Below are 24,969 nucleotides of genomic sequence, written 5' to 3'. Positions count from 1 at the left end.
CAACGTATCGGAAGCCGGTACAGAGGAATCGAATGGTGAGATTCCAGAGGGACTGCCGGGGTCCAAGAGCGTGGCATGTAGTGAGAGAAGCATCGGGAACTTGGGAGACCCTTCCACCTCCACCGATTTACCGATTGGCGGTAGGACAGTTCAATCACAAAAAGGCTGTCCGACGGGTCAACAAAGCGAAGAAAGTCAGATCATCTCATAGTACTCTGAGACGGTAACGCCGATCACATGGGGAAGGGGATGACGGTATTGTGCAGCCCGCAAAGGAAACTTGTACCGGATATGAAAGGCTGGATTATGCAAGCAAACCTCACTGAGGGGAATAGCAAAGAGAACATGCGAATGTTCTTGTACGAAGCGAGCAATACTGAGGAGCCTTGTGCGAGAAAACCGCACGCAGGGATCTGTGAGGGGGCGGTCGGGAAACTGGCCGTCCTACCTCGATGCCCTTCACTCATAATGAAACTAATAGTTGCATTTTGCTATTTTATGTTGTAATGTGAACTCATGATGCAAACTTAATCATGGAGGTAAGCAAAATGGCAATGGCGATAAGAATATCCGACGAGTTGGTAGGCGAAGCAAAGAAGCATAGCAAAATTGATCATCGATCTTTGACTGGTCAAATTGAGCATTGGGCCAGAATTGGTAAATGTTCTGAAGAAAATTCAGATTTGACTTACGGCCTCATCAAAGAAATTTTGATTGGGATTGAAGAGTTAGATCAAAATGAAAAAACAGAATATCAATTCGGTTGAAAGCCGATGAAAATTTATCAGTCGAGATCATTTGAGAAAAAAGTCAAGAAATTCAATGAACATGAAAAACATGAATTAGACAATGAAATCAAGCAGATTATTCAAAATCCCTCCATCGGATCTGAAAAAAAAGGCGATTTGAGGGGTATTTTTGTTCATAAGTTCAATCTTCAGAACCGAATGTATCTTCTTGCTTACCGCTTTATCAGGGAGGAAAGCCTTGAGCTTATAATGTTGGGGCCTCATGAAAATTATTACAGAGATTTGAAAACTTATCTCAAGAACAGATAAAAAATGGGCTAATCGGGTAGCCGGGGGAATCTCTCCCCCAGCCCCCACACCACCTGGCATGCGGGTCCGCACCAGGCGGTTCCCAAGAGCTACCGAGCCGTAGCCGGGTAATGGATGTTTACCCACAGATCTTTGACAGACAGCAAACCTTGACACTTGAGCCATTGATTGGTCATGCCCGACTGGGTGGCCAGCGTGCGTGAGAGACACCAGGGTCCCTTTCGGCTCATGCCGGCCGAGATAGCGGTGCGCAGGAAAGTTCCGAGCTTCGTCAGCTCACGAACCTTGGTACGACAATAGCGCCACTGCTTCCAATGGCACATGCGCACCCTGCGGCGCAGCCAGTGGTCAACTTCCGGAATAGGAGCATAAAGCTCGGAAATCCCGAAATAACCCATCCAGCCACGCAGATACTCGGTCAGCTTGGCAAAACGGAATTCCATGGAAACTCCCCAGCTCCGACCGGTCAGCTCCTACTGAGCAGGGGTGAAAGCGGACCACCCTGGGGAACTCCCTTTCGAGTCTCCTCAAAGCGGCCGTTGATCATCACCCCGGCCCGCAGGTACTTGCCGATCAGCTTGAGGACGCGTTTGTCGCGCACCTTTCTGCTGACCCGGCACATAAGGACATCGTGCTCGACGGTGTCGAAGAACTTCGCCAGGTCGGCGTCAACCGCCACGCGGTATCCCTTACGGATGTAGTCGCGCACCTGGTACACGGCATCGTGAGCCGAGAGGCCCATCCGGAAACCGAAACTCGCCTCCGAAAATCCCGGATCGAAGATCGGAAACAGCACCTGGGCAATGGCTTGCTGGATCAAGCGGTCAAGCACGGCAGGAATCCCCAGAGGGCGCGTGCCCCCGGTTGCTTTCGGGATCTCCACCCTTCTGACCGGCAGAGGTTTATAGCTGCCCGCAAAGATGGACGAACGGATCTTCACCCAGTGTCCGTGGGCAAAGGCCATGAAGTCGTCGATGGGCATGTCGTCCACGCCCGGCGCTCCACGATTGGCCTTGACCCGTTTCCAAGCCTGGCTCAGATTAGGCCGGGAAAGAATCCGTTCCAACAGGTATTCATTGGGATCGGGTATGCCGACAACGCGCCGACCACCTGTTCCCCCGGACGGGTTCATCGCACTGGTCGAGCTTGCCGGGCCTTTTCCCTGCTCTGGGTTCGGTCCTTCGTTCGCCAGTGGCGAACTACTATGACCTCTGCTGACTCCTGCCCGGACCTCAGACATGTTGCCATGAATGACGCTTTCCAACGGGAGTTGGACGCCGGCCGGACAGGCCTCCCCGGATAAGGACGTGATCTGTCGCTACGCAACCGCGGCATTTACCGTATCTCCTAAACCCGGGGCTTTGTCATGTTGTGCTGACTTACCCGGAGACTCGGCCTTGTATGCCATTTCCGTTCGTCGGCTCATAGCTTTGCGCTCCAGCTTCCTCCGGACGGTCCCTCGCGGTTCCGCCCTTGCTTTCGGCTAGTATTTATGTTCCTGTCATCACGACAGTAACGGGTTTACATACAGGGGACTTGCACCCCATGAGATCACGCCCATGCCGGGCGTACACCACCGGTTGCAGTGGACGGCGCTAACGCGCCGCCGCTGAACCGGAGCGTTAGCGTTTTTGACACGTTCATTATCGTTATTTGGAGGAAAAATGTGCGAACTTGACGAACAAGATAAAAGAATCGAACAAATTCTTGGTCGATTTGATATGGACGTTAGTGAAGAGTCTTCCTTGAAATATATGGATTATCTTAAACAGAATATTGAATTCCCATGTCAACTTACCGGTATTGAAGATTTTCCCTGGGAAGAATATTATGTATTTGGGCCTGGTAGTAAAAAAGAATATGAGAAGCTTAAAAAGAAACAACCATCTTATACAGATACATTCAATCTTATTAGCTTCGAGAATGATCTTGATGAAAATAATGGTATTTTAGTTAAAGTTGATCGATTATCCGATAAAAAGAAATTCTTATTACCATTAGCTGACCTAAAATCAACAGACGAGGAGTCAAAAAATTATCAGCTACTGGATGATTATTCAGTTTGGTTTGTTAATAACTAGCCCGTATTTCTCACTTAGAGAATGCAAAAAGGCCACGAGTGTTGTATATTCATTGTGATTCCAGCACGATAAATAACACAACACGAGTGACCTTATGAAAACAGAGTGTACAAGAAACTACAATTCATTTCAAGCTTTGGGGAAAAGAGAAATAGTCGCTGATTTCAGCGGAGGGACCATCACTTCCGATGGCGGTGGTTTGTTGCTGCGGGAGGTGGAGCAGCGCACGGCCGTTCTTCAGCGGTTTGCCAAATGCTTCACCGACTATCGCGATGAGAAACGTATAGAGCACAGTATATTGAACCTGGTTTCCCAGCGAGTAATCGGTCTTGCCCTGGGATACGAAGACCTCAACGATCATGATCATCTGGCCAAAGATCAGATGCTGGCGATTGCGGTAGGGAAAGCCGACCCGACGGGTATGGACCGGAAATCCGAGCAGGACAAGGGGAAACCGCTGGCAGGCAAAAGCACCTTGAACCGGCTGGAATTGACACCGGCAGATGCCACGGCGCAAAGCCCCTACAAAAAAATAGTTGTATCGCCGGAAGCGGTCGACGATCTTTTTGTCGATGTCTTTCTCGAAGCGCATGCCGAGGCGCCGCGGCAGATCATCCTCGATGTCGACGCCACCGACGATCCCCTGCACGGCAACCAGGAAGGGAAATTTTTCCATGGCTATTACAAGGCCTACTGTTATCTGCCGCTGTACATTTTTTGCGGGGAACACCTGTTGTGCGCCCGGTTGCGGCCAGCCAACAACGATGCCGCAGCCGGCACGGTTGAAGAGATCGAACGTATCGTCGGACGTATTCGTGCCTCCTGGCCGGATACCCGGATAATAGTTCGCGGCGACAGTGGATTTTGCCGGGAAGCACTGATGGTCTGGTGTGAAGACAACGATGTTGATTTTCTTCTTGGGCTTGCCAGAAACAACCGACTGGAGCAGGAACTGGCGGAAGAACTGGCTCTGGCCAAGGCACTGTACCAATGCAGCAACAAGGCCTCTCGTGTTTTCAAGGATTTCTGCTATAAAACCCAGAAGACCTGGCGTTGGCATCGTCGGGTTGTCGGCAAGGCCGAACATCTTGGCAAAGGGGCAAATCCCCGGTTTGTCGTGACCTCGCTCAAGGCCGGCAAGTACGATGCCCGTGAACTCTATGAAAAGATGTATTGCGCCCGTGGTGAAATGGAGAACCGGATCAAAGAACAACAGCTGATGCTTTTTGCCGACAGAACCAGTACGCAAAAAATGTTCAGCAACCAGATCAGGCTCTATTTTTCCTCCCTGGCTTACATTCTTGTCCAGGCTTTACGTCAATTTGGTCTTGCCGGTACGGACATGGCAAAGGCACAATGCGATACAATCAGACTGAAATTGTTCAAGATTGGCGCGAAAATCCGGATAACGGTACGCAAAGTATGGATTTCCTTTGCAGATGGTTATCCGTACAGAAGAATATTTGATCAAGCGTTGGCGAATATTGTGAAAATCCCCCTCCGGACGTGAACGGAGAGCAACAAATTTCCCATCCCAGAGGAGAAGTGCGCCCTGTTGACGGAAGATCCAATGGAAATTGAGGTACGGCAAGAAAAAGTGGTCGAGAAACTGTGATTATTGACCATTGAGTCGGTAGTTTGGAATCTCGAAAAAGAAGCCCCAGGCTTTTGACTGCTGAAATTTGATAGGATTGAGCCTCGATGAGAAATGCGGGCTAGGAGATACAGTGAATAGAATCGCTAACCAGCCAGTGCACCAGACCGGAAGGGCCGCGCGGCTTTGGTTTTTTCCGCCATTCGATGTATCTTGGTTTTTTGTAACTATTCAGCATCCAAAGAGACATCCGAGGCAACCATGAATGCCGGCCATCTCCCTTCGAACAGCAGACGCAATGCCTCCGTCGCAGTAACGCTCTGTTTTCTGCAGGTTGTCAAGTAACTGCGGATGCGACAAAATACCTTGGCGCCGTCCATCGATCGGAAGCAGCCCGACACCTTTTGTTGGACCTTGATCATGCGAAGATCATTCTCTGCCTGGTTGTTGGAAAAGGGGACGAGTGGGTCGACCATGAAGCGGAGCACGGCATCCTCAAATTTTCTGAGCCGCTCCAGGAGATTTCGCGCTTTTGATCTGGCAATTCTTCCCGGTTTCAGGTGGTATGCCTTTTTCTTCGGCTCAGGGCACTCGATTTCGGCTTCGGTCAACACTTCCCGGTATCGCTGCCGAAACAGCTCGGCGTCTGGCGGGTCGAGAGAACCACCGGCCTCATCCACCGCCCGGTTGATTTCCAGGAGGAGGTCACTCATCTGTTTGGCCCACTGCTGTCCATCCTGTTCGACGACCCTTTCCAGTTCCCGGAGATGATGGGCATTGCACAAGGCGTGGGCCGCACCATAGTTGAAGTAGGGCTTCCAGTGGTCATGGCAGAGTATGCCCTGGTAGCCGAAGAGGATTCCGATTTCGTCAAGGGCTTCTCCGCCGCGTTTCTGATGCGGGTAAAAATAGCTGTAGCTGTCGGTCGAGGTGTTGTGAAGCCAATATCGGCTGCTGTTGACATTGACTCCGGTTTCATCGAGATGAACCACGGGGGCTTCGGCCAGCCGATTCTTGACCCGGGTATCGAACAATTCCAGCCGCTCGAAGGCATCCCTGTTGAAGTTGACGATGGAGCCGGCACTGATCGGGATCTGCAGCTGATCGGCGAATTGCTCCTCGATACGATTGTACGGAATCATCTGGTATTGTGACATGTAAACCGAGTTGATTTTGATCCCGATGCCATACTGAATCGGCCGGGTAACGCCTTCCGGAAAAGGTGCGACATGCTTTTTCCCGTTTTGGTCGACAAGGATTTCCGCCTGCCATTCGGTGACAACGATGCCGATATCCAGATCGATAACCTGCCTGGCCTCATGGCCGCCACTCCTGTACTCTCCCGGCGGCAGGAGATCCTTGTCTATCGGGATGGGCTTGACGATATCGGGATCGCTGAACTGTTGCAGGGTCTTGCCGACATGGCCATGCTGCCCGCCTGGTTTTCGTCCACCGGCGGTTTTCCGCTCTTTTTTCCGGAACGGGTCCGCCGCGGGCGGTTTGCTGCTGTTCCGACTGTTGAGTCCAAGACGGTTGACCAGGATGGAGACCAGCAGGAGGAGAACTTCAAGGCTGCTTTTGAGCGCCGGGGAGAGATCTTTCTCCTCGGCGATCAAGGCTGTTACCCTTTTTACTGTAGCTTCCACATTGATATTGTCCACCGTCATGAAAATCTCCCGTGTTCATCGTTGTCACATTATAACACGGGTTTTTAGACCACAATTTTTCTCTCCAGGATGCCCGCCACGGCATTTTCAAAAATTTTACACCCGGGGGTATGCACCAGTGTTACGGTGTTGCCAAAACAGCTCACTTGGGGCGAATAAAGCAGTGCTCTGTGCTGAGTCGGAAACTGGTTGGATTCTGAAAAAATTTAACGAAAACCCTGTCAAGAACTTTATTGGATTTGATGAAAATAATTTGTGCTGAATAATTACATGAAAGAGTTCTATATTCCAAGCCTGCACTCAATCTTTTCCGAATTCCGATCGAGTATCGCATGTAAAAGTAATATCAAGCATTCCCGGTATAGTATCCCAACCAATATTGAGTGGCAAGATGTTTTTGTTAGGAAATCTCTTGCGGCTTTTTGCGATTATTTCCCGGTTATGCTGCAGCCGCATAACTGGGAAGATTTTTCGTATACCGCACCTCACCACTTCCCAACAGCAACTTTAACATGTGAGGAAATAGCTTCTTTTTGTTGAAACTCTCCTCACAAGCTGCGAAGCAACGAAGTCATCAATATCTTACCTGATGTATAATTTTGCTTGCAATTCCGCTATGGTATTTATTTCTTACCAATCGCTTTTTGGGATGGAGTGCAGGCTGGTCCCTGCTCGAAGAGAATGACATCCTGTCCAGATCCGCGATTCAGGCAGCCTTCGCATCACCCCCCTGTAACCGAACCACGACAATCAGCCCTATCATTGTGCAGACAAGGCGTTGTGTGCACAAATCTCTGACGATCCCATTGCCAAAGACCTTTTGAAAAGGTACTCTCAGGAGTATTTTCTGCGATTTCCTTGGGGAAATGGGCAAAACCCGGGCATCGATGAGGACAGCCCTCCTTCGTCCTGCCCCTCAACCCGCAGCGGAGATTTGCAGGCTGATGACTGCGTCCGGCAGCGGCGAACGGCATTCGCCATTTGCCGAAGGGGCGAATCGCCTTGCGGCACAAGGCCTCGACATCGACCGTGAATTAACCCGTATCGACCGTACGGAAAAGGACCGAGATGGAACAGGATACCAGACCGGTATTAGTATTGGGGGCCACCGGCTATGTCGGCGGCCGCCTGGTGCCCCTGCTGCTCGACCGCGGCTGCAAGGTGCGCGCGGCCGGACGCTCCGACCGCAAGATCCAGGGACGGCCCTGGGGCAGCCATCCCAACCTGGAGGTCGTCGTGGCCGACGCCCTGGACACCGCGGTGCTCACCGAGGCCATGCGCGGTTGCCGGGCGGTGTTCTACCTCATCCAGTCCGTCAGGCCTGGGGAACAGGATTTCGCCACCCTCGACCGGCGCATCGCCTATTCGACGGTCCACGCCGCCCATGCGGCGGGAGTGGACTGGATCATCTATTTCACCGGCCTCGGCAACCCGACGCACCTCTCGGACCAGCTGTGCTCGCGCTACGAGGTCGGGGAAATCCTGGCCCTCGGCGGCGCCAGGGTGACCCAGCTGCGGGCGCCGCTGGTCCTCGGCTCGGGCGGGGCCTGTTTCGAAATGATCCAGGCCTTCTGCGGCTACCTGCGGGTCATGTTCGCCCCGCGGTGGATGGACGCCAAGTGCCAGCCCATCGCCATCGCCAACGTGGTCGAGTACCTGGCCGGGTGCCTGGAGCACCCGGAGACCGCCGGCCAGGTGTACGAGATCGGCGGTCCGGAGGTCCTTACCTGGCGCGAGCTGTTCCACATCTATGCCGAGGAGGCCGGATTGCCGGAACGCATGGTCCTGGTCCTGCCCCTGCGCATCCACCGGATTTCCATCTGGTGGATGAACCTGGTCACCCCGGTGTCCGTGGCCCTCATCCGGCCGCTGGTGGAACGGATGCGCGATGAGATCCTCTGCCGCGACGACCGCCTCCGCCGGATCGTGCCGCAAAAGCTCCTGTCCTGCCGCGAGGCCATCGTCAAGGCGCTGGCGGAGGTGTATCGCCAGGAGGTGGCCTCCAGCTGCTTCGATGCCGGCTCCACCCGCCTGCCGGCGTGGGCCGGGGGCCAGACCCACCCCGAGACCAGGGTCTGCCGCGACACCTTCTCGATCACCCTCGACGGGCCGCCGGAACTGGCCTGGAACGTGGTCAAACGGATCGGCGGCGACACCGGCTGGTATTTCGGCACCTTCCTCTGGCAGATGCGCGGCTTCGTCGACGAACTGCTGGGCGGGCCGGGCCTGTCCCGCGGCCGCCGGCACGTCGACTCGGTGGCCATGGGCGATCACCTCGATTTCTGGCGGGTGGTGGCGGTGGAGGAACATTGCCGTCTCCTGCTGCGGGCCGAGATGCTGGCCCCGGGCGAGGCCCTTCTGGACTTCCGGATCCGAGCGCTTCCCGACGGCTCCACCGAACTGCGGATGACCCCGAGCTTCGAACCGCGGGGGATCTGGGGCAGGATCTACTGGTGGATCATCGCCCCGTCCCACTCCCTGATGTTTCGCCCCATGCTGAAGCAGATGGCCAAGGCCGCCGGAGTCCGTGTCCTGAGCGGCCCGGCCTGCGTTACCGAGGGCTGAACCCGGCGCGCCATCCCGGCGGCTGACAACGCCCGATCCTGACCAGTCGATCAGCAATCGATTCGGGAATGGACGGAGAGAGTTTCAGGGCGGGAAAGGTTGCATCGAGGGCTGCGGCACGATGCCGGCGCCGGGGGCCTGCAGGGGAGCACCACTACGGGGTGTTCGACTTCGATCTCGGGAACGAGCGCTCGCGCACCAGTCTCTGCTTCAGCTCCCATAGCCTGCGCGTCAGCGAGACATGGTAGAGGTGCGGGTTGACCATCCGCTTGACCCCGTCGTCGAGGTGTTCCAGATCTTGGTCCCGCCGCAGGCGCATCTCGGCGATGGTTTCCTCCGGCGGTGCATCGGGCCCATGGGGCAGCGCGACCCGCAGCCGTTCCACCCGGCTCAGTTCTTCCCGCCTGAGGGTGCGCTGGACGTGGGAGTCGACCGGGTGGTGCAGCTGCAGTTCCGCCATCTTGTCCAACTCCTCGTCCTCCATCGCCAGCACGTCGCATACCGCCCGGTCCCGTTGGTCGTACAGCCGCCAGGTCTGTTTGGCCCCCGGATTGATGGTCTTGCCGGGGGTCTCGGAGATCTTGATCGCCGGCAGCCACTGCCCCTTGTCCTTCACGGCGGTCAGCTTGTAGACGCCGTCGAGCGCCGCCGCCCCCTGGCTGGTGATCAGCGCCGTGCCCACCCCGAAGACCAGGCGCCGGATCAGGGCCTCCGGCTCCAGCCCGAGCTTCGGGGCTTCGGCGCGGATCTGGCTGAGGATCTGCCAGATGACCATCTCGTCGAGCTGATTGGAGAGGACGATGGTGGTGTCGGCGAACCCGGCACCATTGAGCGCCTGGGCGGCCTTCAGGGTCAGATAGGCCAGATCGCCCGAGTCGAGCCGGATCCCCACCGGGCGATGGCCCCTGGCCCGCAGCTCCTCGAACACCCGGATGGCGTTGGGGATGCCGCTCTCCAGGGTGTTGATGGTGTCGACCAGCAGCAGGCAGTCGTCGGGGTAGATCTCGGCGTAGGCCCGGAAGGCCCCGAGCTCGCCGCTCCCCAGGGCGGCAAAGGCCTGGACCATCGAGTGGGCATGGGTCCCCTTCGGGTCGAAGCCCAGGGCATGGGAGATCCCGACATTGCTGGAGGCATCGGCCCCACCGATCAGCGCCCCGCGGACCCCGGGGTTGCCGCCGTAGCCCTGGGCCCGCCGCAGGCCGAACTCGAGAATCGGCCGGCCGCCCGCCGCCTGCCGCATCCGCGAGGCCTTCGTGGCGATCAGGGTCTGGAAGTTCATGTGGTTGAGCAGCGGCGTCTCGAGGATCTGGGCCATGGCGAACGGCCCCCGCACCGTCAACAGCGGCACGGTGGGGTGGGCCACCCGGCCCTCCTGGAGTCCGTCGATCCGGATCTGCGCGAAATTTCCCTCCTGCAGCAGCCAGTCGAGAAAGTCCTCGCGAAACAGCGGGGTGCCGCTGCGGCCGGTCTGGCGCCGGAGGCAGGCGATTTCATCTGCGGTGAACCGCTCTTCCGTCATCCACTGCAGCAGGCTGCCGGTTCCCGCCAGGATGGTGTAGCCGGCCTGGTGCGAGCCGTAGGACGGGTTCTTGCGGTAGAAGTAGTCGAACTGGGCCGGCATCGTGTGCAGCCCCTGGCGGAAATAGAGCTGGGCCATCGTCAGCTGGTACTGATCGGTCATCAGAATCCCTTCGCTGAGTTGCCGCTGGGCCCGATTCATAGCCGGATCTCCTTCTCCCACTGGTGGATCAAGGTGGCGGACATCACCCGCCGGCCACCGGCGGCGACGATCCGCTGCAGGGCCTGCTCGCTGTCATCCGCCTTGACATTGACGCCGCGGCAGGCATCCTCGATCACCGTGACTGCATAACCCAGTTCCAGCGCATCGAGGGCGCTGTACAGGACGCAGTAATCGGTGGCCAGGCCGCAGAGACAGAGATCGGTGACCCCGCTGGCCTGGAGGTAGCGGTGCAGATCGGTCTGCTGGCGGCGGGCGTTGTCGAAGAAGGTGCTGTAGCTGTCGATCTCCGGGTTGGTCCCCTTGTACACCACATGGCGGATGAGGGCGGCGGCCAATGCCGGGTGGAAGTCCGCCCCCGGGGTGTTCCGGACGCAGTGGTCGGGCCAGAGGATCTGCGGGCCATAGGGGGTGTCGATGGTGGCCATCACCGGTTTGGCGTAGCGGCTGGCGAAGCTGATGTGACCCGGCGGATGCCAGTCCCTGGTGGCGATCACCTCCGGAAAGAGTTCCATCAGCGCATTGATCACCGGGACGATGCGGTCGCCCTCGGGCACCGCCAGGGCGCCGCCGGGGCAGAAATCGTTCTGGATATCCACGAGCAGCAGGGCGCTTTTCATGCGATGAATTCCGTCAGCGTAGAAAGGATGATATGCCGGACATTCCCGCCCGGCCAGGAAATAATCCATTTAACCTATCGATATAACAAATATATCCCGATATGCATATTCATATCATCTCACAAAACGGGGGTATTGGGAATGCCTTTCCTTCGAAATGGACCCCGCGCCCCCACCGGGAGACCTGACCTGCCCGCCCACCGGCGGCACCGGTGACGATGGCTCAATCGACGACGGTACAATGCGCTAGGCCAGGGCCCGGCGCATTCGCTTCATGTCCTCCTGTTTGCCGATCGCGACGATGACGTCAAGGGGATCGATGATCGCCTGCGGCCCGGGGTTGAAGATCATCCCGTTGTCGGCTTTCTTGATGGCGACGATGATCACCCCGAAATCACGCCGCAGGTTGCTGGTCACGATGGTCTTGCCGACAAGAGGCGAGGTCGGCTGCACCACGGCCTCTTCCAGTTTGAGTCCCAGATCACCGCTCATCATGGCGGAGTCGAGAAAATCGACAACGGTCGGTTTTTGCAGTATCTGGGCCATTCGGGCGCCCCCCATGTTATAGGGACAGACGACCCTGGATGCCCCGGCCCGCAGCAGTTTCGATTCATTCTGCAGGTCCGCGGCCCGCGACAGCACAAAGATATCGGGCTTGAGCCCTTTGGCCGTCAGTGTGATGAACACGTTGTCGGCATCGCTGGACACCGCGGTCGCCAGCCCCTTGGCGTGCATGAGGCCGGCCTGCAGCAGTACTTCATCGGCGGTTGCGTCTCCGGCCAGATAGAGATATTCCAGCTTTTCCAGCTGTTCTATCTTCTCGCCCTGTTTTTCGACGACGATGAAGGGGATATGTTCAGCGGCGAGTTCCTCGCAGATGACCATTCCGATTCTGCCGAAGCCGCAAACAATGTAATGTCCGGTCAGTTCAGCAATCTGCTTTCCCAATTTTCGCCTCCCCATGAGCTTGTACAGTTCTCCTTCGATAATGACCTTGGCTATCTGCCCCAGGGTATAGGTCAGTAAGCTGATTCCCGAAACGATGATGATGACGGTGATGACCCTGCCGGTCTGGGACAGCGGGGTGATCTCAGAAAAACCGACGGTGCTGATCGTGATTAGCGTCATGTAGAAGGCGTCGAAGACCGCCATATGCTCGATCGTCGTATATCCGATGGTTCCAAACGCAATGATGACGCAGAGGAGAAACAGGGATATCCGCAATTTTACAAATTCCATTTCTTTCCAAATCGGTCAGGGGGGTTGTCGGGGTACGTCATCGCTTCCGACAGGCGGGTACGGCCGGTGGATGCGGCAAGGAAATTGACTGCCTGGGGCCGCTCATGGAGACTCAGTCCTGCAACGCCTGGCCCCGCGAGGTGAAGGAGATGCCAAGCTGGGATTGGGTGCCGATCATGACGGTTTCGATGATCGGCGGGTTGGTGGGGGCGGCGGCCTGCCATTTGACGATGAAGTTGGCGCCTGAACCTCCGGAACTGTCATCCTGGGGGATGATATAGCGTTCCGACCCAAGCGGCCCGAGGATGACCGGCGCCTTGACAAATTGCCTCACCAGCTTGCCCTGGGTCTCATAATAATCGACCACCGTTATGGTGATGGGGTTGTCCGGATCGACATTGCGGATGCTGAGCGTCACCGACAGCAGCAGTTTTGCATTTTTGTTGCCATGATATATATGGGAATAGGCGGGGACATAGACGATCTGGCCGGTCGTCTTCGCCAAGGCTTCGGCGGCTCCGGCATTCATGGCCGGCAGGAGCGTCAGCATGAACAGGAGAACGGCAGGCAATATCAGGGGATATCGGTATCGCATCGTGGACCGTTGGTCTGAGGTTTTCATCGTCAATTCTCCGGTGGAGGCAGCACCCGTTGATACCAAGAAGATAGTAAATACTTCGGGGAAAAACAAGGTAATCGAAGCTTGTCGTGAATATGCGGGTGGGTCCGGCGCTTGGCCCCTCCCGGGATTCGCGTCCCTGCCCCGCAACCTCCCTCAAATCTGTTGCCCGCGAGCGGTGATTGGTTTATACCGGCACCGGAACCGGCGGTTGCCGCACTATACGGCATTCCGTCTCTCCGGAAACCGCGCGGCGATGATCGGAGGCGACCGCATGCCCCTTTCGTGACCGCAACAGCCTTCGCTCTCGACATCCTGCCCATGCGACACTGGAACCTGCGGATCAACCGATGAATCATAAGGATCTTGCCATAGCCCTGCTGGTGGTGACAGTCTGGGGGGCCAATTTCACCGTCATCCGCCTCGGGCTCGACGGCATTCCGCCGCTGCTGCTCGCTTCGATCCGATTTCTGCTGGCGGCCTTTCCGGCCGTATTCTTCATCCGCCGGCCGGCAGCGGGCCTGGGCCATGTCGTCGCCTACGGGCTGACCGTCGGCGTCGGCCAGTTCGGGTGCCTGTTCCATGCCATCGCCATCGGGATGCCGGCGGGAGTCGCCTCCGTCGCTCTCCAGTCGCAGGTCTTCTTCACCTTTCTCTTTGCCGCCATTCTGCTCCGGGAGCAGGTTCGTCCGCGGCAGGTGGCCGGACTCGTCCTGTCTCTGGCGGGGCTCTATCTGGTGGGGAATCTCTCCGGCAGGACAGCCGCCGTCAGCCCGGCCGCCCTGCTGCTGACCCTCGCCGCCGCCGCTTTCTGGGGGATATCGAATATCGTCGTGCGCAAGGCGGCGACCGCCGCCACTGCCTGCGGCCGGCGGCTCGACATGCTCAGCCTGGTGGTCTGGTCGGCCCTGATTCCACCGGTTCCCCTCTTCCTGCTCTCGCTCGTGTTCGAGTCCCCGGCGGCCATTGCTACGACCCTTGCCGATCTTGACGGCAAATCGCTCTTCGCCGTTGCCTATCTCGCCTTCGGCGCTACCCTCTTCGGCTACGGCGCCTGGAGTTCGCTGCTGTCCCGCCATCCGGCGAACCGGGTGGCGCCGCTGTCGCTGCTGGTCCCGGTGACCGGACTGATCGCGGCGAGGGTGGTCCTGGCGGAACACCTGACCGTCACGCAATGGAGCGGATGTCTCCTGGTCGTCGCCGGCCTGGTCGTGGCCAGCTTCGGGATCCCGCTGCGAAAACGACTGTTCCCGTCGACCTCCGGCTGAACCGCACCGGCATCCCGGCGGCCGCTGCCGCCACGATACGGTGCCCCTCCGGCCCGGCCGTGCTCCCCCGCCACCCCCATGCTGCTGTTTTTCGTTGATCATCCCCGGAGCAGCGAGTACGACCTCAGCAGCCTGAAGAAGCTGATGTTCGCCGGCCCTCCCGTCACCGCCGTGGTCTTCAGGAAAGCCATCGAACAGTTCGGCAACATCTTCATCCACGGTTTCGGGACAACCGAAACGATGGGATCGGCGACCATCCTGAGGACCGAGGAGATAGCTCAGGCGCTTGCCGAAAGAAGGACCGACATTCTCAGTTCCTGTGGAAAATCCTATACCGACATGGAAGCCGAGGTGGTGGACGAGCGTGGTAAGCCCGTACTGCCCGGTGTCATCGGCGAGATCCGCATCCGCGGGAAAGGGATGACGCTCGGCTACTGGAACAAGGCGGAAGAAACGAAGCGGGCCTTCAGGGATGGTTGGTACTATTCGGGCGACCTGGGCAAGGTGGATGCCTGTGGCTACATCCATATCGACGGCAGGAAAACGGAAATGATCGTCACCGGTGGCGAAAATGTGTTTCCGGCCGAGGTGGATAACGTCCTGTACCGGCACCCGGCTGTCGGCCAGGTTGCCGTCATCGGGGTTCAGGATCACAAATGGGGTGAGTCGGTCACCGCCTTCGTGGTGAGCAATCCAGGTGCGCAGGTCAGCGAGGACGAGCTCGGGGCCTTTTGCAGAAAGGAGCTTGCCGGGTACAAGGTGCCGAAAAAATTTCTATGGGCGGAGGACCTGCCCACAAGCGCCAGCGGCAAGCTGTTGAAAAACAAGCTCAAGGAGCAGTATGTCCAACGGCAGTTCCAGCAGGCCGGCAGCTCTTTCGCAAAACAGTCATCTGCCGTCCCGGAGGATGATTGACGGAATCCTGTCGCAAGCCGGCCGCAGGACATACCTGCCTGCCTGAACCGCCAGGACTGTTCCGTCGCTGCCTGCGTTCACCTTCCGATGTTGATCCGGCAATGAACCGGGACCGACCGGGGCAGGCGATCCGCCGTCAATCCGACAACCGCTTGGCGATACGGTGGTAGGTGTCCTTCAATTCCTCACCGATGACCTTGGCCTTGGCGATGTACTCCTCCGATGTCTCGACCGCATCGTCAGCAATCTCGGCGGCCTTGGTCTTGACCTGGCCCCATTTCTTCTCCGCCTCCGCGAATTCCTCCTTCGCGTCCATCGAGGCCAGATGCATCTTGAGGTTGACCTGATCCCGTTCCGTCTTCAATTTGTCCATCAGTCTGTCGAACTCTTCCCTCAATCCCATGGTTCACCCCTTTGGTTGATGTTCTCTTCGACCAGCTGCATCCACGACCGCCGATCCCGTATTGTTCAAGCCGGTGATGATATTTGCCATATTCAATAGTGATCACTGTTTATGGTCCCGTCAACCACGGAGGTGACCTTGCAATGAACCGGCGGCAGGACGGGCGGCTCAACTCATTTCTGCCCCGGAGTCCCGGCGAACAGGCCCTTCAACCAGCGCCAGAACCGCTGCAGGAGTGTCCCCCGGCGCTGGCGGTTGATCTCTTCCCGCCGTTTTTCGATGGCGATGATCTCCGCCGGGGTGAAATCCTTGCGGAACAGATTCTCGTCGGCCTCGGCGTCGAGCAGTTTCAGGACATCGCCGCCGAAGGGGACGACCGTCACCTCGATCTCCTGCCAGCCCAGGTTGCGACAGGCCACCAGCCGCCGATAGCCGGCCACCAATCGGTTGTTCTCGTCGAGGACGACCGGGTTGAGCAGGCCGACGTTGGCGATCGATTTCTCCAGGGCCGCGATATCACCGGCATCCTTGCGGATCCGCGCCCCCTCCTCGACGACGATCTCACTGATCGCTTTCTTCATCTCCGCTCCCCTCTCCGCCCGCAATTCCGAATATCATAGGATACCGCATCTTCATCTCTGTTGTCCATGATACTCAACATCCTCTTCTTCACATGCCTTTTGTCGCCCGCACGGTCTCGCCGCCCGCCGAGGATCGGCACCGATTCGACGGCTACTTCACCTCGAAGCGGACCGCCGTCGTCGTCAGGCCGGTCGTCGTTCCCGCGGTCCAGATCCGGGCCTGGGCCAGGTGCCCGCCCCGCGCCAGCGGCCACATGAAATGCCGCTCTCCGGCGCCGCTGGTCCCGATGACACTGCCGTCGACCAGCCACTCGACCCGTTCGATCCGGCCGGCACCGGCGATCCGCAACGGGTAGGCCTCGACGGTGTCGGGGATCCGCGGGTCCATGACCATCTGCAGGTTCGGGGTCGGCCGTACCAGCCGGAAGGCGATGTCGCCGCCGTCCGCCTCGCCGCCACCCGCCGGGGAGGAGCCGCCGTGCCGGCGGCAGACCGAACCCGGCCCCTTGCCCGGCAGGTATCGTTCCCGGATGCGCGGACACCCCGGCCCGGCCCGGCGGCCGCTCTCCCGGCAGATCTCGACAGTCAGCAGCCGCGGGCTGAGGAAGAGCGGGGCGGCCTCCTCGGAGCGGTTGAGGCGGGCGAACACGGAGCGCAGGGCCAGTCCCGGCCCGGTGGTGCCGGTCACCCCGTCGGTCGGCCGGCGGTCGAGATTGCCCATCCAGATCCCCACCGTATAGCGATGGTTGAAACCGACGGCCCAGGCATCGCGGTGATCGTTCGAGGTCCCGGTCTTGACCGCCGTCTGCACCGGCATCCTGAGGATATTGCCGTGGCCGAACTCGAGCTGCCGCGCCTGGGGATCGGCGAGGATGTCGGCGATCAGCGACGCCGCCTCGGCGCTGTAGATCCTCCCTGTCGGGGCCGCGGCATTTCTCCGGCCGTCGAGGGTGAAGCGCAGGGGTCGGGCAAGGCCGCTCCGGGCCAGCACGGCGTAAGCCTGGACCAGTTCGAACAGCGTGATCTCGCCATTGCCCAGGGCCAGACCTTCGCCGTAGTGATTGGCCGACCGTGACAGACTGGCGAAGCCCAGATCGTGCAGACGGGCCAGAAAGTCCTCGACGCCGAGGGCCTGGACGGTGCGGACGGCCGGGATGTTGAGCGAATTGCCGAGGGCCTCGCGCAGCCGCAGCGGTCCGTAATGTCTGCGGCTGTAATTGCGGAAGGGATGGATGCCGGAGCCGATCGGCCGGGCCAGAGGCGAATCGTCGATGATGGTCGAGGCGGTCCAGCCCCGCTCGAGGGCCAGGCCGTAGAGGAAAGGCTTGAGGGTCGATCCCGGCTGGCGCGGTGTCGTCACCGCATCGATCCAGCCGCCGGGCAGAGCCGTGGCCAGGCCGCCGCCGTTGACCCAGGCCAGGACCTCGTCGGTCTGGTGATCGACGACGAGCGCGGCGCCGTCAACCAGACCCCGGTCACCGATGTCGGCCAGGCTCTGCTCGATCATCTGCTGGATATCGCGCTGCAGGGCGGCATCGAGGGTGGTAAGGACCCGGGGTTGCACCCTGCCGTCAAACCGCGTCAATTGGCGCAGGAAGTGGCCGGCGTCGACCGGCAGCCGCCACTCCGGGGGACGAGCGCCGCCGGCAGCCGGATCACCGATTGCCGAGGCGGGGATCGTTCCGCTATCGACCAGGTAGTCGGCGAGCCGGCGCACCGCCTGGTGCAGCCGGTCATCGCCCCGCCCCGGTTCCATGCGGCCGGGGGCGCGGATCGCCGCCGCCAGGGTCAGCATCTCGACCGGATCGAGGGTATCGAGATCGCGATCGTAATACAGTCGCGCCGCCTGCCGGACCCCCCGCCGCTGCCGGGCATAGGGGACCTGGTTGAGGTAGAACTCGAGGATCTCGGCCTTGGAGAACCGCCGCTCCAGCTGCGCCGCCTCGATCCCTTCCAGCCAGCGGGACCACAGGGTGCGCGGTCGGGGATGGAGGATCCGCACGACCTGCTCGGTGATGGTACTGGCGCCGCGCACCGCCCGCAGGGACCTGAGGTTCTGGATCAGGGCGTGCCCCCGGGCCAGCCAGTCGCCGCCATGATGGCGGTAGAAACGGCGGTCCTCCGAGGCCAGGAAGGCCTGCTGCAACAGCGGCGGAATCTCGTGCAGGGCCAGCCAGTCGCCGACGTTCCAGGGATTGTCGTAGGTCGTGGAGAGGGGGAGGCCGTGGCGATCGAGATATTGCGGCCGCTGCACGTCCAGGGCCTGGGGCGCCAGCGCGGCCGGCACAGGGAAGAGAGCGGCCCCGGTCGCGGCCGCAAGCCACCAGGCCGCGCCCAGCAGCACCAGCAGCAGGACGCCGGCGGACAGCAGCCCGCCCCTTCTCCGGAAGACCTTGTCCTCTCCAGTCATGATCCGCCCCGCCCTGTCTCCGTTTTCACCACGTCGGCGCGGTGGCCCTATCTCCCTGGCCCCGCCGTCGCCGCCTCGACCCGCAGCCGCCCCGGCTCACTGTCGCCGAAGACATCCGGGGCATACATCTCCTCGGCGTGGACCGGACCGATCCGGAAATCGCCGGGGGTGATGGCCTGGGCCGCGTAGCGCAGGTGGTAGCGGCCCGCCGGCAGCCGCTCCGAGTAAAACCGCACCGCGTCATGCCGCAGTTCCCGGTGATAAAACCCCCAGCCGTACTGCCGCCAAGGGGTGAATCGTTCCCCATGGGATCCGGCGGCAAATTTTTCCTCCTCGCCGCCCGGGTCATCCGCCTGGGCCGTCGTCGCCAGGTCCCGGTTGACCGGTTCGAGGCCGCCGGGGACCGGATCGTCGACGACGACGAAGCAACGATCGGCCGACAGCTGGACAAAGAGATCGACCTGCACCACCTCGCCGCTCTCCATCGCCAGCGGCGGCTGCAGCAGTTGCCGCCGGCCGGCGCGGACGACGCTGTACTCCCGATGGACCTCGATGCCGGCGTTGACCGCGGTAATGGGCGGGTGGAGCGGGGTGTAGGCGAGCCGGGCGGCGTAGTAGAGACGGCCATCCCCCTCCTTTTCCAGGCCGAGCCGGGTCTTGCGGCCGGCATCGCCCGCGGTCAGCGGCCGCTGCAGCACGAGCGGCGGATCGGTGAAGGCGGTGAACCGCCCCATGCCGAAGGGCCTGGCATCCAGAGTCCCCTGGATCCGCATATCCGGGCGCTGCTGTTCGAAGAGCCGGGTATACTCGGTCAGGGCCTTGACGACGAACAGGTTCTCCTGGGTCCCGGCCCAGTGATCGCGTCCCTGGCGGCTGAGGGTGAGCGAGCGCATCATCCGTGCCGGCATCTCGCCGATGCCGGCGTCGGCCGGATTGGCGACGAGCCAGGCCAGCAGGTTGATCAGAATGGCGGCGTTGTCGCGGACCGGGGAGGCAAGCAGCGCTTGATAGCCGCTGTCGAGCGTCTCGCCGAAGACCTGGCCTCCCCCCGTCTCTCCGGCATGACTGAGGATTCCGGCCAGGACCTCATGCTGCTGCGGCAGCGGCATCCCGGTAAGAAGCATCGCCCGGAGGTAGAAGGAGCGCCCGAACAGGCTCATCGCCGGGAGCTGTGCCTGGTAGCGGCGGACGTCCCCGGCCGTCACCCGGCCCCGCTCGGCCAGCGCCGCCAGGGCCAGCGCCCGCACCGTCATCGTCATGCCCCGGCTGTAGTCGTCCGGAGTCGCATCGTGGCGGAGGAGATTGAGCAGATAGTCCTGCAGCCTGGCCTCGACAGGCGCCGGCGGCGGATGGCCCTGCTGCCGCATCCAGTTGAAGGCCTGCAGGGTGAAGGCGCTCAGGTAGGGCGAGACGTGCCGGTCCTCCGGGATATAGAAGGTCATGCCGCCGTTCGGGGCCTGGTGCTCGATCGCCGCCGCCAGCGTCTCCGCCACCGCGCCGGCGCTCTCGGGCCAGGAAAAATCGGTCTTCAGGAAGGGTTTGAGCGGGGGATACATGGCCGCCATCACCCCCCTGGTCAGCTTCTGCTCCCAACAGGAATAGGGGTAGTCGCGGACAAAGGCGAAGGCCCCGTCCACCCCGCCGACCACGGTGGGCGATAACTGCAGGCTGATCGAGCCCCTGTCCTCCCGAATGTCTTTGGGCACGGCGACCGGCACGATGGCCTCCGTTCCCGAGGTCATGCCGTAGACGGCCGAATTTACCACAAGCTCCTTGTCGAGGACCCGCAGGGTCTGCCTGAGGCCGTCGGTATCGGCGGCATCACCGGCGGACACCGTGAACTCGATCTTCCCCGCGCCGGTGGCGACCAGGGGCAGGCGCAGGTCGACCCGTTTGAACGGGGCGGCGGTGACCGTCTTCGCCAGCATCGCCGGTCCGCTGCCGGCACCGGCCGCCGCCGGTTGTGCCGGCCCCTCTGCCCTGATCACGACCTGCAGCCGGCGGGCCGTGTCGGTCCGGTTCATCAGGGTAAAGACGGCATCGAAACGGTCGCCCGTCACCACCTGATTGGGCAGGGCCGGACGGATCTCCGTCGACTGGTTGACCTTGAAGCCGCCCTGGCCCAGTCCCATCCGGTCCTCCGGGGTCACCGCCATCGCCAGCACCCGCCAGCCGGTGAGATTGTCCGGCACCCGGAAGCGGATGGTCGCCTTCCCTGCCGCATCGGGCCGCAATGACGGGTTCCAGTAGGACACGAATTTGAACAGCGACCGCATGCTGAGGTCGGGACCGCCGCCGCCGCCGGGGCTCGCCCCCTTGAGGGCCAGTTTCTCGCGTCCGACCAGCTGCATCACCAGGTTATAGTTGCTGAGATCGAGATCGTCGAGCGAGTAGAATCCCCGGTACGGATCGAAGGCCTTTTCCCCTTCGAGCAGGAGATCGAAGACCGCCTCGTCGAGCACCGCCACCGCCAGCTCGACCGGCGGGGCCGCCCCTTCCGTTCCGGCATGGCGCGGACTGACCTGGAGGTCGACCCGCACCTCGTCGCCCGGCCGGTACACCTCCTTCTCCGGCCGAACCTCGACCGCCAGCTCCTTGTAGGGGTCCTGCACCGGCACCTTGACATAGCCCATCCGCCAGGTGGGTTTGCCAAGATCCTCGCCCTGCGCTCCCGGCGGCCTGTCGACCCGGGGCGAGGTCACCAGGACCGACAGGTAGAACCCGGGAAGATAATCCGGCTTCACCGGAATCTCGATGATCTCGGAACTGCCGGCCAGGACCTGCTGCCAGCGGTGGATCACGCCGAAACGCTCGACGGTGATCAGGGCCTGCGCCCCGGGGAAGGGGTTCTGGACCAGGAAGCGGGCCGTGTCGCCGATCCGATAATTGTTCTTTTCCGGGAAGACATCGAGGAGATTGCCCGGGGTCGACTCCCAGACCATCGTCCCGGCCCCGGTCACCCAGCGCTCGATGACCGTCGCGTGGCGGCGGCCCCGGCCGTCGACGATCGTCGCGGTCAGGCGCAGCCGTCCGGCATGGCCGGGGGTGAACCGCATTTCGACCGGGCCGCTGCCGGAGGTTGCCTGCAGCTGCTGTTCGGGTTCCCAGCGGTGCTGGTACTCGGTGAGATAATCGCTGCCGGCCCCCTTGACCCGTGCGGCCCAGGTCTTTTTGTATTCGGTCGTCACGCTGACCGGGACATCGGGGACGATTCTGCCCTCGCGATCGACCACCACCACCCGCAGACCGGCGCTTTTGTTCTCTTCGAGGGTCCAGTCGCCCTGCAGCACCCCGACAAACCGGTCCCGGCCGTAACAGGGGGCGGAGGTCCGGCCGGCAATCGATTTGCCGCGGTCATCGCTGACGGTGCTCTCCACCGTCAGCCGCCCGAACCAGACCGGCGTCTCGACGACGGCAAACGAGCTGACCATCGTCCCCCTGTCATCAAGGTGCCCCTCGGTTTCGTAGAGGGTCTGGGGGCCGACCTCGCCGACTTCCCGGTATTCGGTACTGTCAAACTGGTAGCCGGAGATCTCGGGTCGATCCGGGATGAATGGCCGCGGTTCGAGGGTGGCCGTCACCTTGGTCGCCGCCTCGGTGTAGGGGCCGCCGGCATGGAGCCGGGCCTCGCTGGTCACCTCCACCGTATCGCCGGTGGTAAAGCTCTGGCCGTTGAGATCGGCGGTCACCTTGAACGGCGACGGGGTGAAATCACTGACCAGGACCCGCAACGGCTGCCATTCCTCCTTGGAAAAACTGCTCGTCAGCCGGAACCGGTACCAGCCGACCGCGCCGTTCCGCGGCAGTCTGATCTCGCCATCGAAGGACCCGAAAGGGGACAGAACAATATTTTTCCGCTCGTGGACGATTCTGCCCAATGGGTCCTCGACCGCCAGATGGTACCGCGGTGGACCGGACTTGGCCTTGCCGCCCTCTGCCTCCCGGGACGGAACGGCGGCGGCACCCTTCGCCGCCACGCCGGCCCCGATCGCCGGATCACCGGCATCACCTGCGACTCCCGGCGGCCGGGTGAAGCGCAGGTTGTTCTGGTCCCGGACGTAGATCTTGAACTGCACCGTGTCGCCGGCCCGGTAGATGCCCTGGGCCGTCGCCCCCCAGGTATGGATATGGCCGTGCAGCGGCCGCAGCCATTCGGGGATGTACTCCCGATTGGCCCCCTCCGAGGCGGCCTGGTACTCGTAGCGGACCGGCAGCATCGCCAGGTCGCCGTCCTTGACACAGCGCAGGAAGAGACCGGGTTTGTCCTCGCCGTCGGCCCAGATCAGCTCGAGGGTCGGATCGAGCGTGGCGGTGCCCGGCAGTTCGGCAACGCCGTCCGCCGCCGTCTCCGCGGCCGCCAGTATCCGGCCCGGTCGGTTGAGCTCCCTGAAGGTGCGGGCCAGTGCCTCCACCCTCACTCCGGCAACCGGTTCCCCTGTCCGCAGATCGGTGATCCAGACCAGACTGTTGTGATGGCCGAGCTTGAGGTGGACCTGAAAGGGGGTGACCTGGGCGAAAAACCACGCCTCCTCCGCCGCTTTGTCGGGGACCTGCGGCCGGGTCGTGAAGTGGCCCTGGACCAGGCCGGAGTCGGCGCCGACCATCGCCCGAACCCCGAGCGGGACCGGGATCGAGGCGTCCTGCGGCCCGTCGGGCCTGACCACCCGCCGCGCCCCCGCCATCCTGCCGGCCGCTGCCGCCGTCTCGTAGGTGAGATCGATCGCCTCGAGGTTGACCGCCCAGACATGGGCATCGGTTTCGAGCCCCTTCTCCAGGACCGGCAGATTCTTCAGCAACGCGAAATCCGGGACCCGGTGATCGGTGGCGAAGACCATATCGACCGGGTCGGCGAGCCGACGGCCGAACTGGTCCTTGATCGAGGCGGCGGCAAACTGCAGCCGGTATTCGGTGAAGGGGCGGAGAATCGACTCCGGCAGAAAAAGCGGGTACCGTTCTCCCTCGCTGTGGGTCTGGCCCAACCTGTAATAGGAATGGACTTCGTCCCAGGGATCGGCGTCGGGCTCCCGGCGGACCAGGGGAGGCGTCAGCTGCAGGCCGGCGGCGACATCTTCGGTCAGGACCGGGGATGAAAACAGCAGCGAGATGCCGCCGGAGGGCAGACAGCGCTGGCGGGCGGCCGGCGTGGTATCCGGGGCGACCACCACGGTCTCATTGCCCGCGTCCGTACACTCGATGCCGAGAAAACGGAACTCGGGGATGGCGAACAGGGTGTCGATCACCCGGTTCTCCGTTCCCGCCAGCCGGCCCTTCGTCGAGAGCAGGCCCGGTTCGACGCGCAGTTCGACCGCCATCCCGGTGGGCAGATCGGTCTGCGGCCGGACCTGCCACAGGCCATGGCTGTACGCATCCTCCTCGACCACCGCGGCAATGCGGCGTCCTCCGGCAACCGAATAGAACAGGTGGGCGGCGAGCGAGGCCGGGTCCATCGGCAGATTGAAACGGATCATGGTGACGGGCTGCGGCGGCGACAACCATTTGCCGAACCAGGCCTCGGTCACCCGCGGCAATTCGGTGGTGAACCGCATCCGCACCGCCTGGCTCAGGCCGGCGCCGTCCTCGGCGAGGGGGCCGGGGTTGACGGTCACTGTATAGCGGGTGGCGGGCTGGAGCCTCTCCTGTTCCGCCAGGTGGCAGGCCAGGGTCGAAGGGCTGAGCCAGCGCCATTGGCATCCCAGCTGCGGCTCGATGGTCACCGGGATCTCGGCCGCCTCCCGCTCCATCCGCCCCAGGGGGACGACCGGACGATCGAACTCGATGACCACCTGGCCGCCGGGCGGCACCTCAGCCCCGGCCGGCGTGATCCTGACCACCTCGATATCGTCGCCTTTCCCCCGTGCGGCGGCGATGAACGGCCGGGCGGCACACAAGGAGAGGAGGACGAGGCACCACACCAGGACGACGATAATCGGACCGGACGGTTCAGTCGAAGACAACGAGCTGGAACGGGTAGGAGTCTGCACGGCGGAACCCTCACGAGAAGGTGACAGGGTACGGGTGCGATATCCCGGGATATTGCCTCCCGCGGCGATGGCCGGTATTCCGACCTATCGTAGTGTATCACCACCGTCCCGGCAACTCCTTTTACGGGCTATGCCTTCCCTCCTGTCCCTGACAGATGCGGGTGGAGACGGGCGACATACCAACGACCAGATCAGGAAGAAGTCGAAAGTCCGCCATGATCAGCCGCAGT

17 protein-coding genes and 1 pseudogene are annotated in these 24,969 nt (G+C 61.2%); 8 read left to right on the top strand and 10 right to left on the bottom strand.

The window, feature by feature from the left end:
* From ACWGKN_RS03975 to ACWGKN_RS03965, 3 genes are all read left to right on the top strand, one after another.
* Positions 1-211, top strand: a 211-nt coding sequence (locus ACWGKN_RS03975; protein WP_452094718.1) for a hypothetical protein, incomplete at its 5' end; no start/stop codon positions are given.
* A gap of 337 nt (positions 212-548) precedes the next feature.
* A complete protein-coding gene (locus ACWGKN_RS03970) occupies positions 549-767 on the top strand; it encodes a TA system antitoxin ParD family protein (protein ID WP_035231284.1) in 219 nt (72 codons plus the stop codon).
* A gap of 6 nt (positions 768-773) precedes the next feature.
* Entirely contained in the window at positions 774-1,058 is a 285-nt protein-coding gene (locus tag ACWGKN_RS03965) for a type II toxin-antitoxin system RelE/ParE family toxin (protein ID WP_035231282.1), read from the top strand.
* Positions 1,059-1,147: 89 nt separating this feature from the next.
* Here ACWGKN_RS03965 and ACWGKN_RS03960 read toward each other — a convergent pair.
* Positions 1,148-2,190: pseudogene (locus ACWGKN_RS03960) on the bottom strand (reverse transcriptase domain-containing protein).
* Between the two features lie 532 nt (positions 2,191-2,722).
* Between ACWGKN_RS03960 and ACWGKN_RS03955 the strand changes: the two are divergent.
* Together ACWGKN_RS03955 and ACWGKN_RS03950 are read left to right on the top strand one after the other, a co-directional pair.
* Positions 2,723-3,139, top strand: a complete 417-nt coding sequence (locus tag ACWGKN_RS03955; RefSeq protein ID WP_452094717.1) for a calcium-binding protein — start codon at positions 2,723-2,725, stop codon at positions 3,137-3,139.
* Between the two features lie 94 nt (positions 3,140-3,233).
* Positions 3,234-4,649, top strand: a complete 1,416-nt coding sequence (locus tag ACWGKN_RS03950; RefSeq protein ID WP_452094716.1) for an IS1380 family transposase — start codon at positions 3,234-3,236, stop codon at positions 4,647-4,649.
* Between the two features lie 311 nt (positions 4,650-4,960).
* On the opposite strand, the gene tnpC is transcribed toward ACWGKN_RS03950, so the two are convergent.
* On the bottom strand, positions 4,961-6,400 hold the full coding sequence (tnpC, locus tag ACWGKN_RS03945) for an IS66 family transposase (RefSeq protein ID WP_452094715.1): 1,440 nt from the start codon (positions 6,398-6,400) through the stop codon (positions 4,961-4,963).
* 1,068 nt (positions 6,401-7,468) lie between these two features.
* Here tnpC and ACWGKN_RS03940 point away from each other — a divergent pair.
* The gene (locus tag ACWGKN_RS03940; RefSeq protein WP_452094714.1) at positions 7,469-8,965 is read left to right on the top strand and encodes an SDR family oxidoreductase; all 1,497 of its coding nucleotides are present in this window, start codon (positions 7,469-7,471) and stop codon (positions 8,963-8,965) included.
* A 154-nt stretch (positions 8,966-9,119) separates the two neighbouring features.
* Here ACWGKN_RS03940 and ACWGKN_RS03935 read toward each other — a convergent pair whose 3' ends face one another.
* The 4 genes from ACWGKN_RS03935 to ACWGKN_RS03920 all read right to left on the bottom strand — a co-directional run bounded on the left by ACWGKN_RS03935 (position 9,120) and on the right by ACWGKN_RS03920 (position 13,184).
* The gene (locus ACWGKN_RS03935) at positions 9,120-10,685 is read right to left on the bottom strand and encodes a nicotinate phosphoribosyltransferase (RefSeq protein WP_452094713.1); all 1,566 of its coding nucleotides are present in this window, start codon (positions 10,683-10,685) and stop codon (positions 9,120-9,122) included.
* The gene (gene pncA, locus ACWGKN_RS03930; protein ID WP_035228524.1) at positions 10,682-11,323 is read right to left on the bottom strand and encodes a bifunctional nicotinamidase/pyrazinamidase; all 642 of its coding nucleotides are present in this window, start codon (positions 11,321-11,323) and stop codon (positions 10,682-10,684) included. The genes ACWGKN_RS03935 and pncA overlap by 4 nt, the downstream gene beginning before the upstream one ends.
* 246 nt (positions 11,324-11,569) lie before the next feature.
* Entirely contained in the window at positions 11,570-12,562 is a 993-nt protein-coding gene (locus ACWGKN_RS03925; protein ID WP_035228526.1) for a potassium channel family protein, read from the bottom strand.
* Between the two features lie 112 nt (positions 12,563-12,674).
* Positions 12,675-13,184 carry a DUF3124 domain-containing protein gene (locus tag ACWGKN_RS03920; RefSeq protein ID WP_052159839.1) on the bottom strand — a complete coding sequence of 170 codons (510 nt, stop codon included), beginning with the start codon at positions 13,182-13,184 and terminating at the stop codon, positions 12,675-12,677.
* 347 nt (positions 13,185-13,531) lie between these two features.
* Between ACWGKN_RS03920 and ACWGKN_RS03915 the strand changes: the two genes are divergently transcribed.
* Positions 13,532-14,449 carry an EamA family transporter gene (locus ACWGKN_RS03915; RefSeq protein ID WP_424253919.1) on the top strand — a complete coding sequence of 306 codons (918 nt, stop codon included), beginning with the start codon at positions 13,532-13,534 and terminating at the stop codon, positions 14,447-14,449.
* A gap of 78 nt (positions 14,450-14,527) precedes the next feature.
* Positions 14,528-15,364, top strand: coding sequence for a class I adenylate-forming enzyme family protein (locus ACWGKN_RS03910; RefSeq protein ID WP_424253921.1), 837 nt, complete (start codon positions 14,528-14,530; stop codon positions 15,362-15,364).
* A 136-nt stretch (positions 15,365-15,500) separates the two neighbouring features.
* Here ACWGKN_RS03910 and ACWGKN_RS03905 read toward each other — a convergent pair whose 3' ends face one another.
* The 4 genes from ACWGKN_RS03905 to ACWGKN_RS03890 form a co-directional block, all read right to left on the bottom strand.
* A complete protein-coding gene (locus ACWGKN_RS03905) occupies positions 15,501-15,767 on the bottom strand; it encodes a hypothetical protein (RefSeq protein WP_035228532.1) in 267 nt (88 codons plus the stop codon).
* Positions 15,768-15,940: 173 nt separating this feature from the next.
* Positions 15,941-16,348, bottom strand: a complete 408-nt coding sequence (locus tag ACWGKN_RS03900; protein ID WP_424253923.1) for a ParB N-terminal domain-containing protein — start codon at positions 16,346-16,348, stop codon at positions 15,941-15,943.
* 151 nt (positions 16,349-16,499) lie between these two features.
* Positions 16,500-18,758 carry a transglycosylase domain-containing protein gene (locus ACWGKN_RS03895; RefSeq protein ID WP_424253925.1) on the bottom strand — a complete coding sequence of 753 codons (2,259 nt, stop codon included), beginning with the start codon at positions 18,756-18,758 and terminating at the stop codon, positions 16,500-16,502.
* 47 nt (positions 18,759-18,805) lie between these two features.
* Positions 18,806-24,739: an alpha-2-macroglobulin gene (locus ACWGKN_RS03890; protein WP_452094712.1), complete on the bottom strand. Its 5,934-nt coding sequence runs from the start codon at positions 24,737-24,739 to the stop codon at positions 18,806-18,808.
* Between the last annotated feature and the right edge of the window lie 230 nt (positions 24,740-24,969).

The sequence above is a fragment of the Desulfoprunum sp. genome, from assembly GCF_053613775.1.
The sequence above is the reverse complement of the archived record's forward strand: the minus strand, read 5'-3'. Positions and strand labels throughout refer to the sequence as shown.

Excerpts from the sequence above, each read along its gene's own strand:
- ACWGKN_RS03970 (WP_035231284.1), top strand. The coding sequence starts at position 549 with ATGGCAATGGCGATAAGAATATCCGACGAGTTGGTAGGCGAAGCAAAG.
- ACWGKN_RS03965 (WP_035231282.1), top strand. The coding sequence starts at position 774 with ATGAAAATTTATCAGTCGAGATCATTTGAGAAAAAAGTCAAGAAATTC.
- ACWGKN_RS03955 (WP_452094717.1), top strand. The coding sequence starts at position 2,723 with ATGTGCGAACTTGACGAACAAGATAAAAGAATCGAACAAATTCTTGGT.
- ACWGKN_RS03950 (WP_452094716.1), top strand. The coding sequence starts at position 3,234 with ATGAAAACAGAGTGTACAAGAAACTACAATTCATTTCAAGCTTTGGGG.
- tnpC (WP_452094715.1), bottom strand. The coding sequence starts at position 6,400 with ATGACGGTGGACAATATCAATGTGGAAGCTACAGTAAAAAGGGTAACA.
- ACWGKN_RS03940 (WP_452094714.1), top strand. The coding sequence starts at position 7,469 with ATGGAACAGGATACCAGACCGGTATTAGTATTGGGGGCCACCGGCTAT.
- ACWGKN_RS03935 (WP_452094713.1), bottom strand. The coding sequence starts at position 10,685 with ATGAATCGGGCCCAGCGGCAACTCAGCGAAGGGATTCTGATGACCGAT.
- pncA (WP_035228524.1), bottom strand. The coding sequence starts at position 11,323 with ATGAAAAGCGCCCTGCTGCTCGTGGATATCCAGAACGATTTCTGCCCC.
- ACWGKN_RS03925 (WP_035228526.1), bottom strand. The coding sequence starts at position 12,562 with ATGGAATTTGTAAAATTGCGGATATCCCTGTTTCTCCTCTGCGTCATC.
- ACWGKN_RS03920 (WP_052159839.1), bottom strand. The coding sequence starts at position 13,184 with ATGAAAACCTCAGACCAACGGTCCACGATGCGATACCGATATCCCCTG.
- ACWGKN_RS03915 (WP_424253919.1), top strand. The coding sequence starts at position 13,532 with ATGAATCATAAGGATCTTGCCATAGCCCTGCTGGTGGTGACAGTCTGG.
- ACWGKN_RS03910 (WP_424253921.1), top strand. The coding sequence starts at position 14,528 with ATGCTGCTGTTTTTCGTTGATCATCCCCGGAGCAGCGAGTACGACCTC.
- ACWGKN_RS03905 (WP_035228532.1), bottom strand. The coding sequence starts at position 15,767 with ATGGGATTGAGGGAAGAGTTCGACAGACTGATGGACAAATTGAAGACG.
- ACWGKN_RS03900 (WP_424253923.1), bottom strand. The coding sequence starts at position 16,348 with ATGAAGAAAGCGATCAGTGAGATCGTCGTCGAGGAGGGGGCGCGGATC.
- ACWGKN_RS03895 (WP_424253925.1), bottom strand. The coding sequence starts at position 18,758 with ATGACTGGAGAGGACAAGGTCTTCCGGAGAAGGGGCGGGCTGCTGTCC.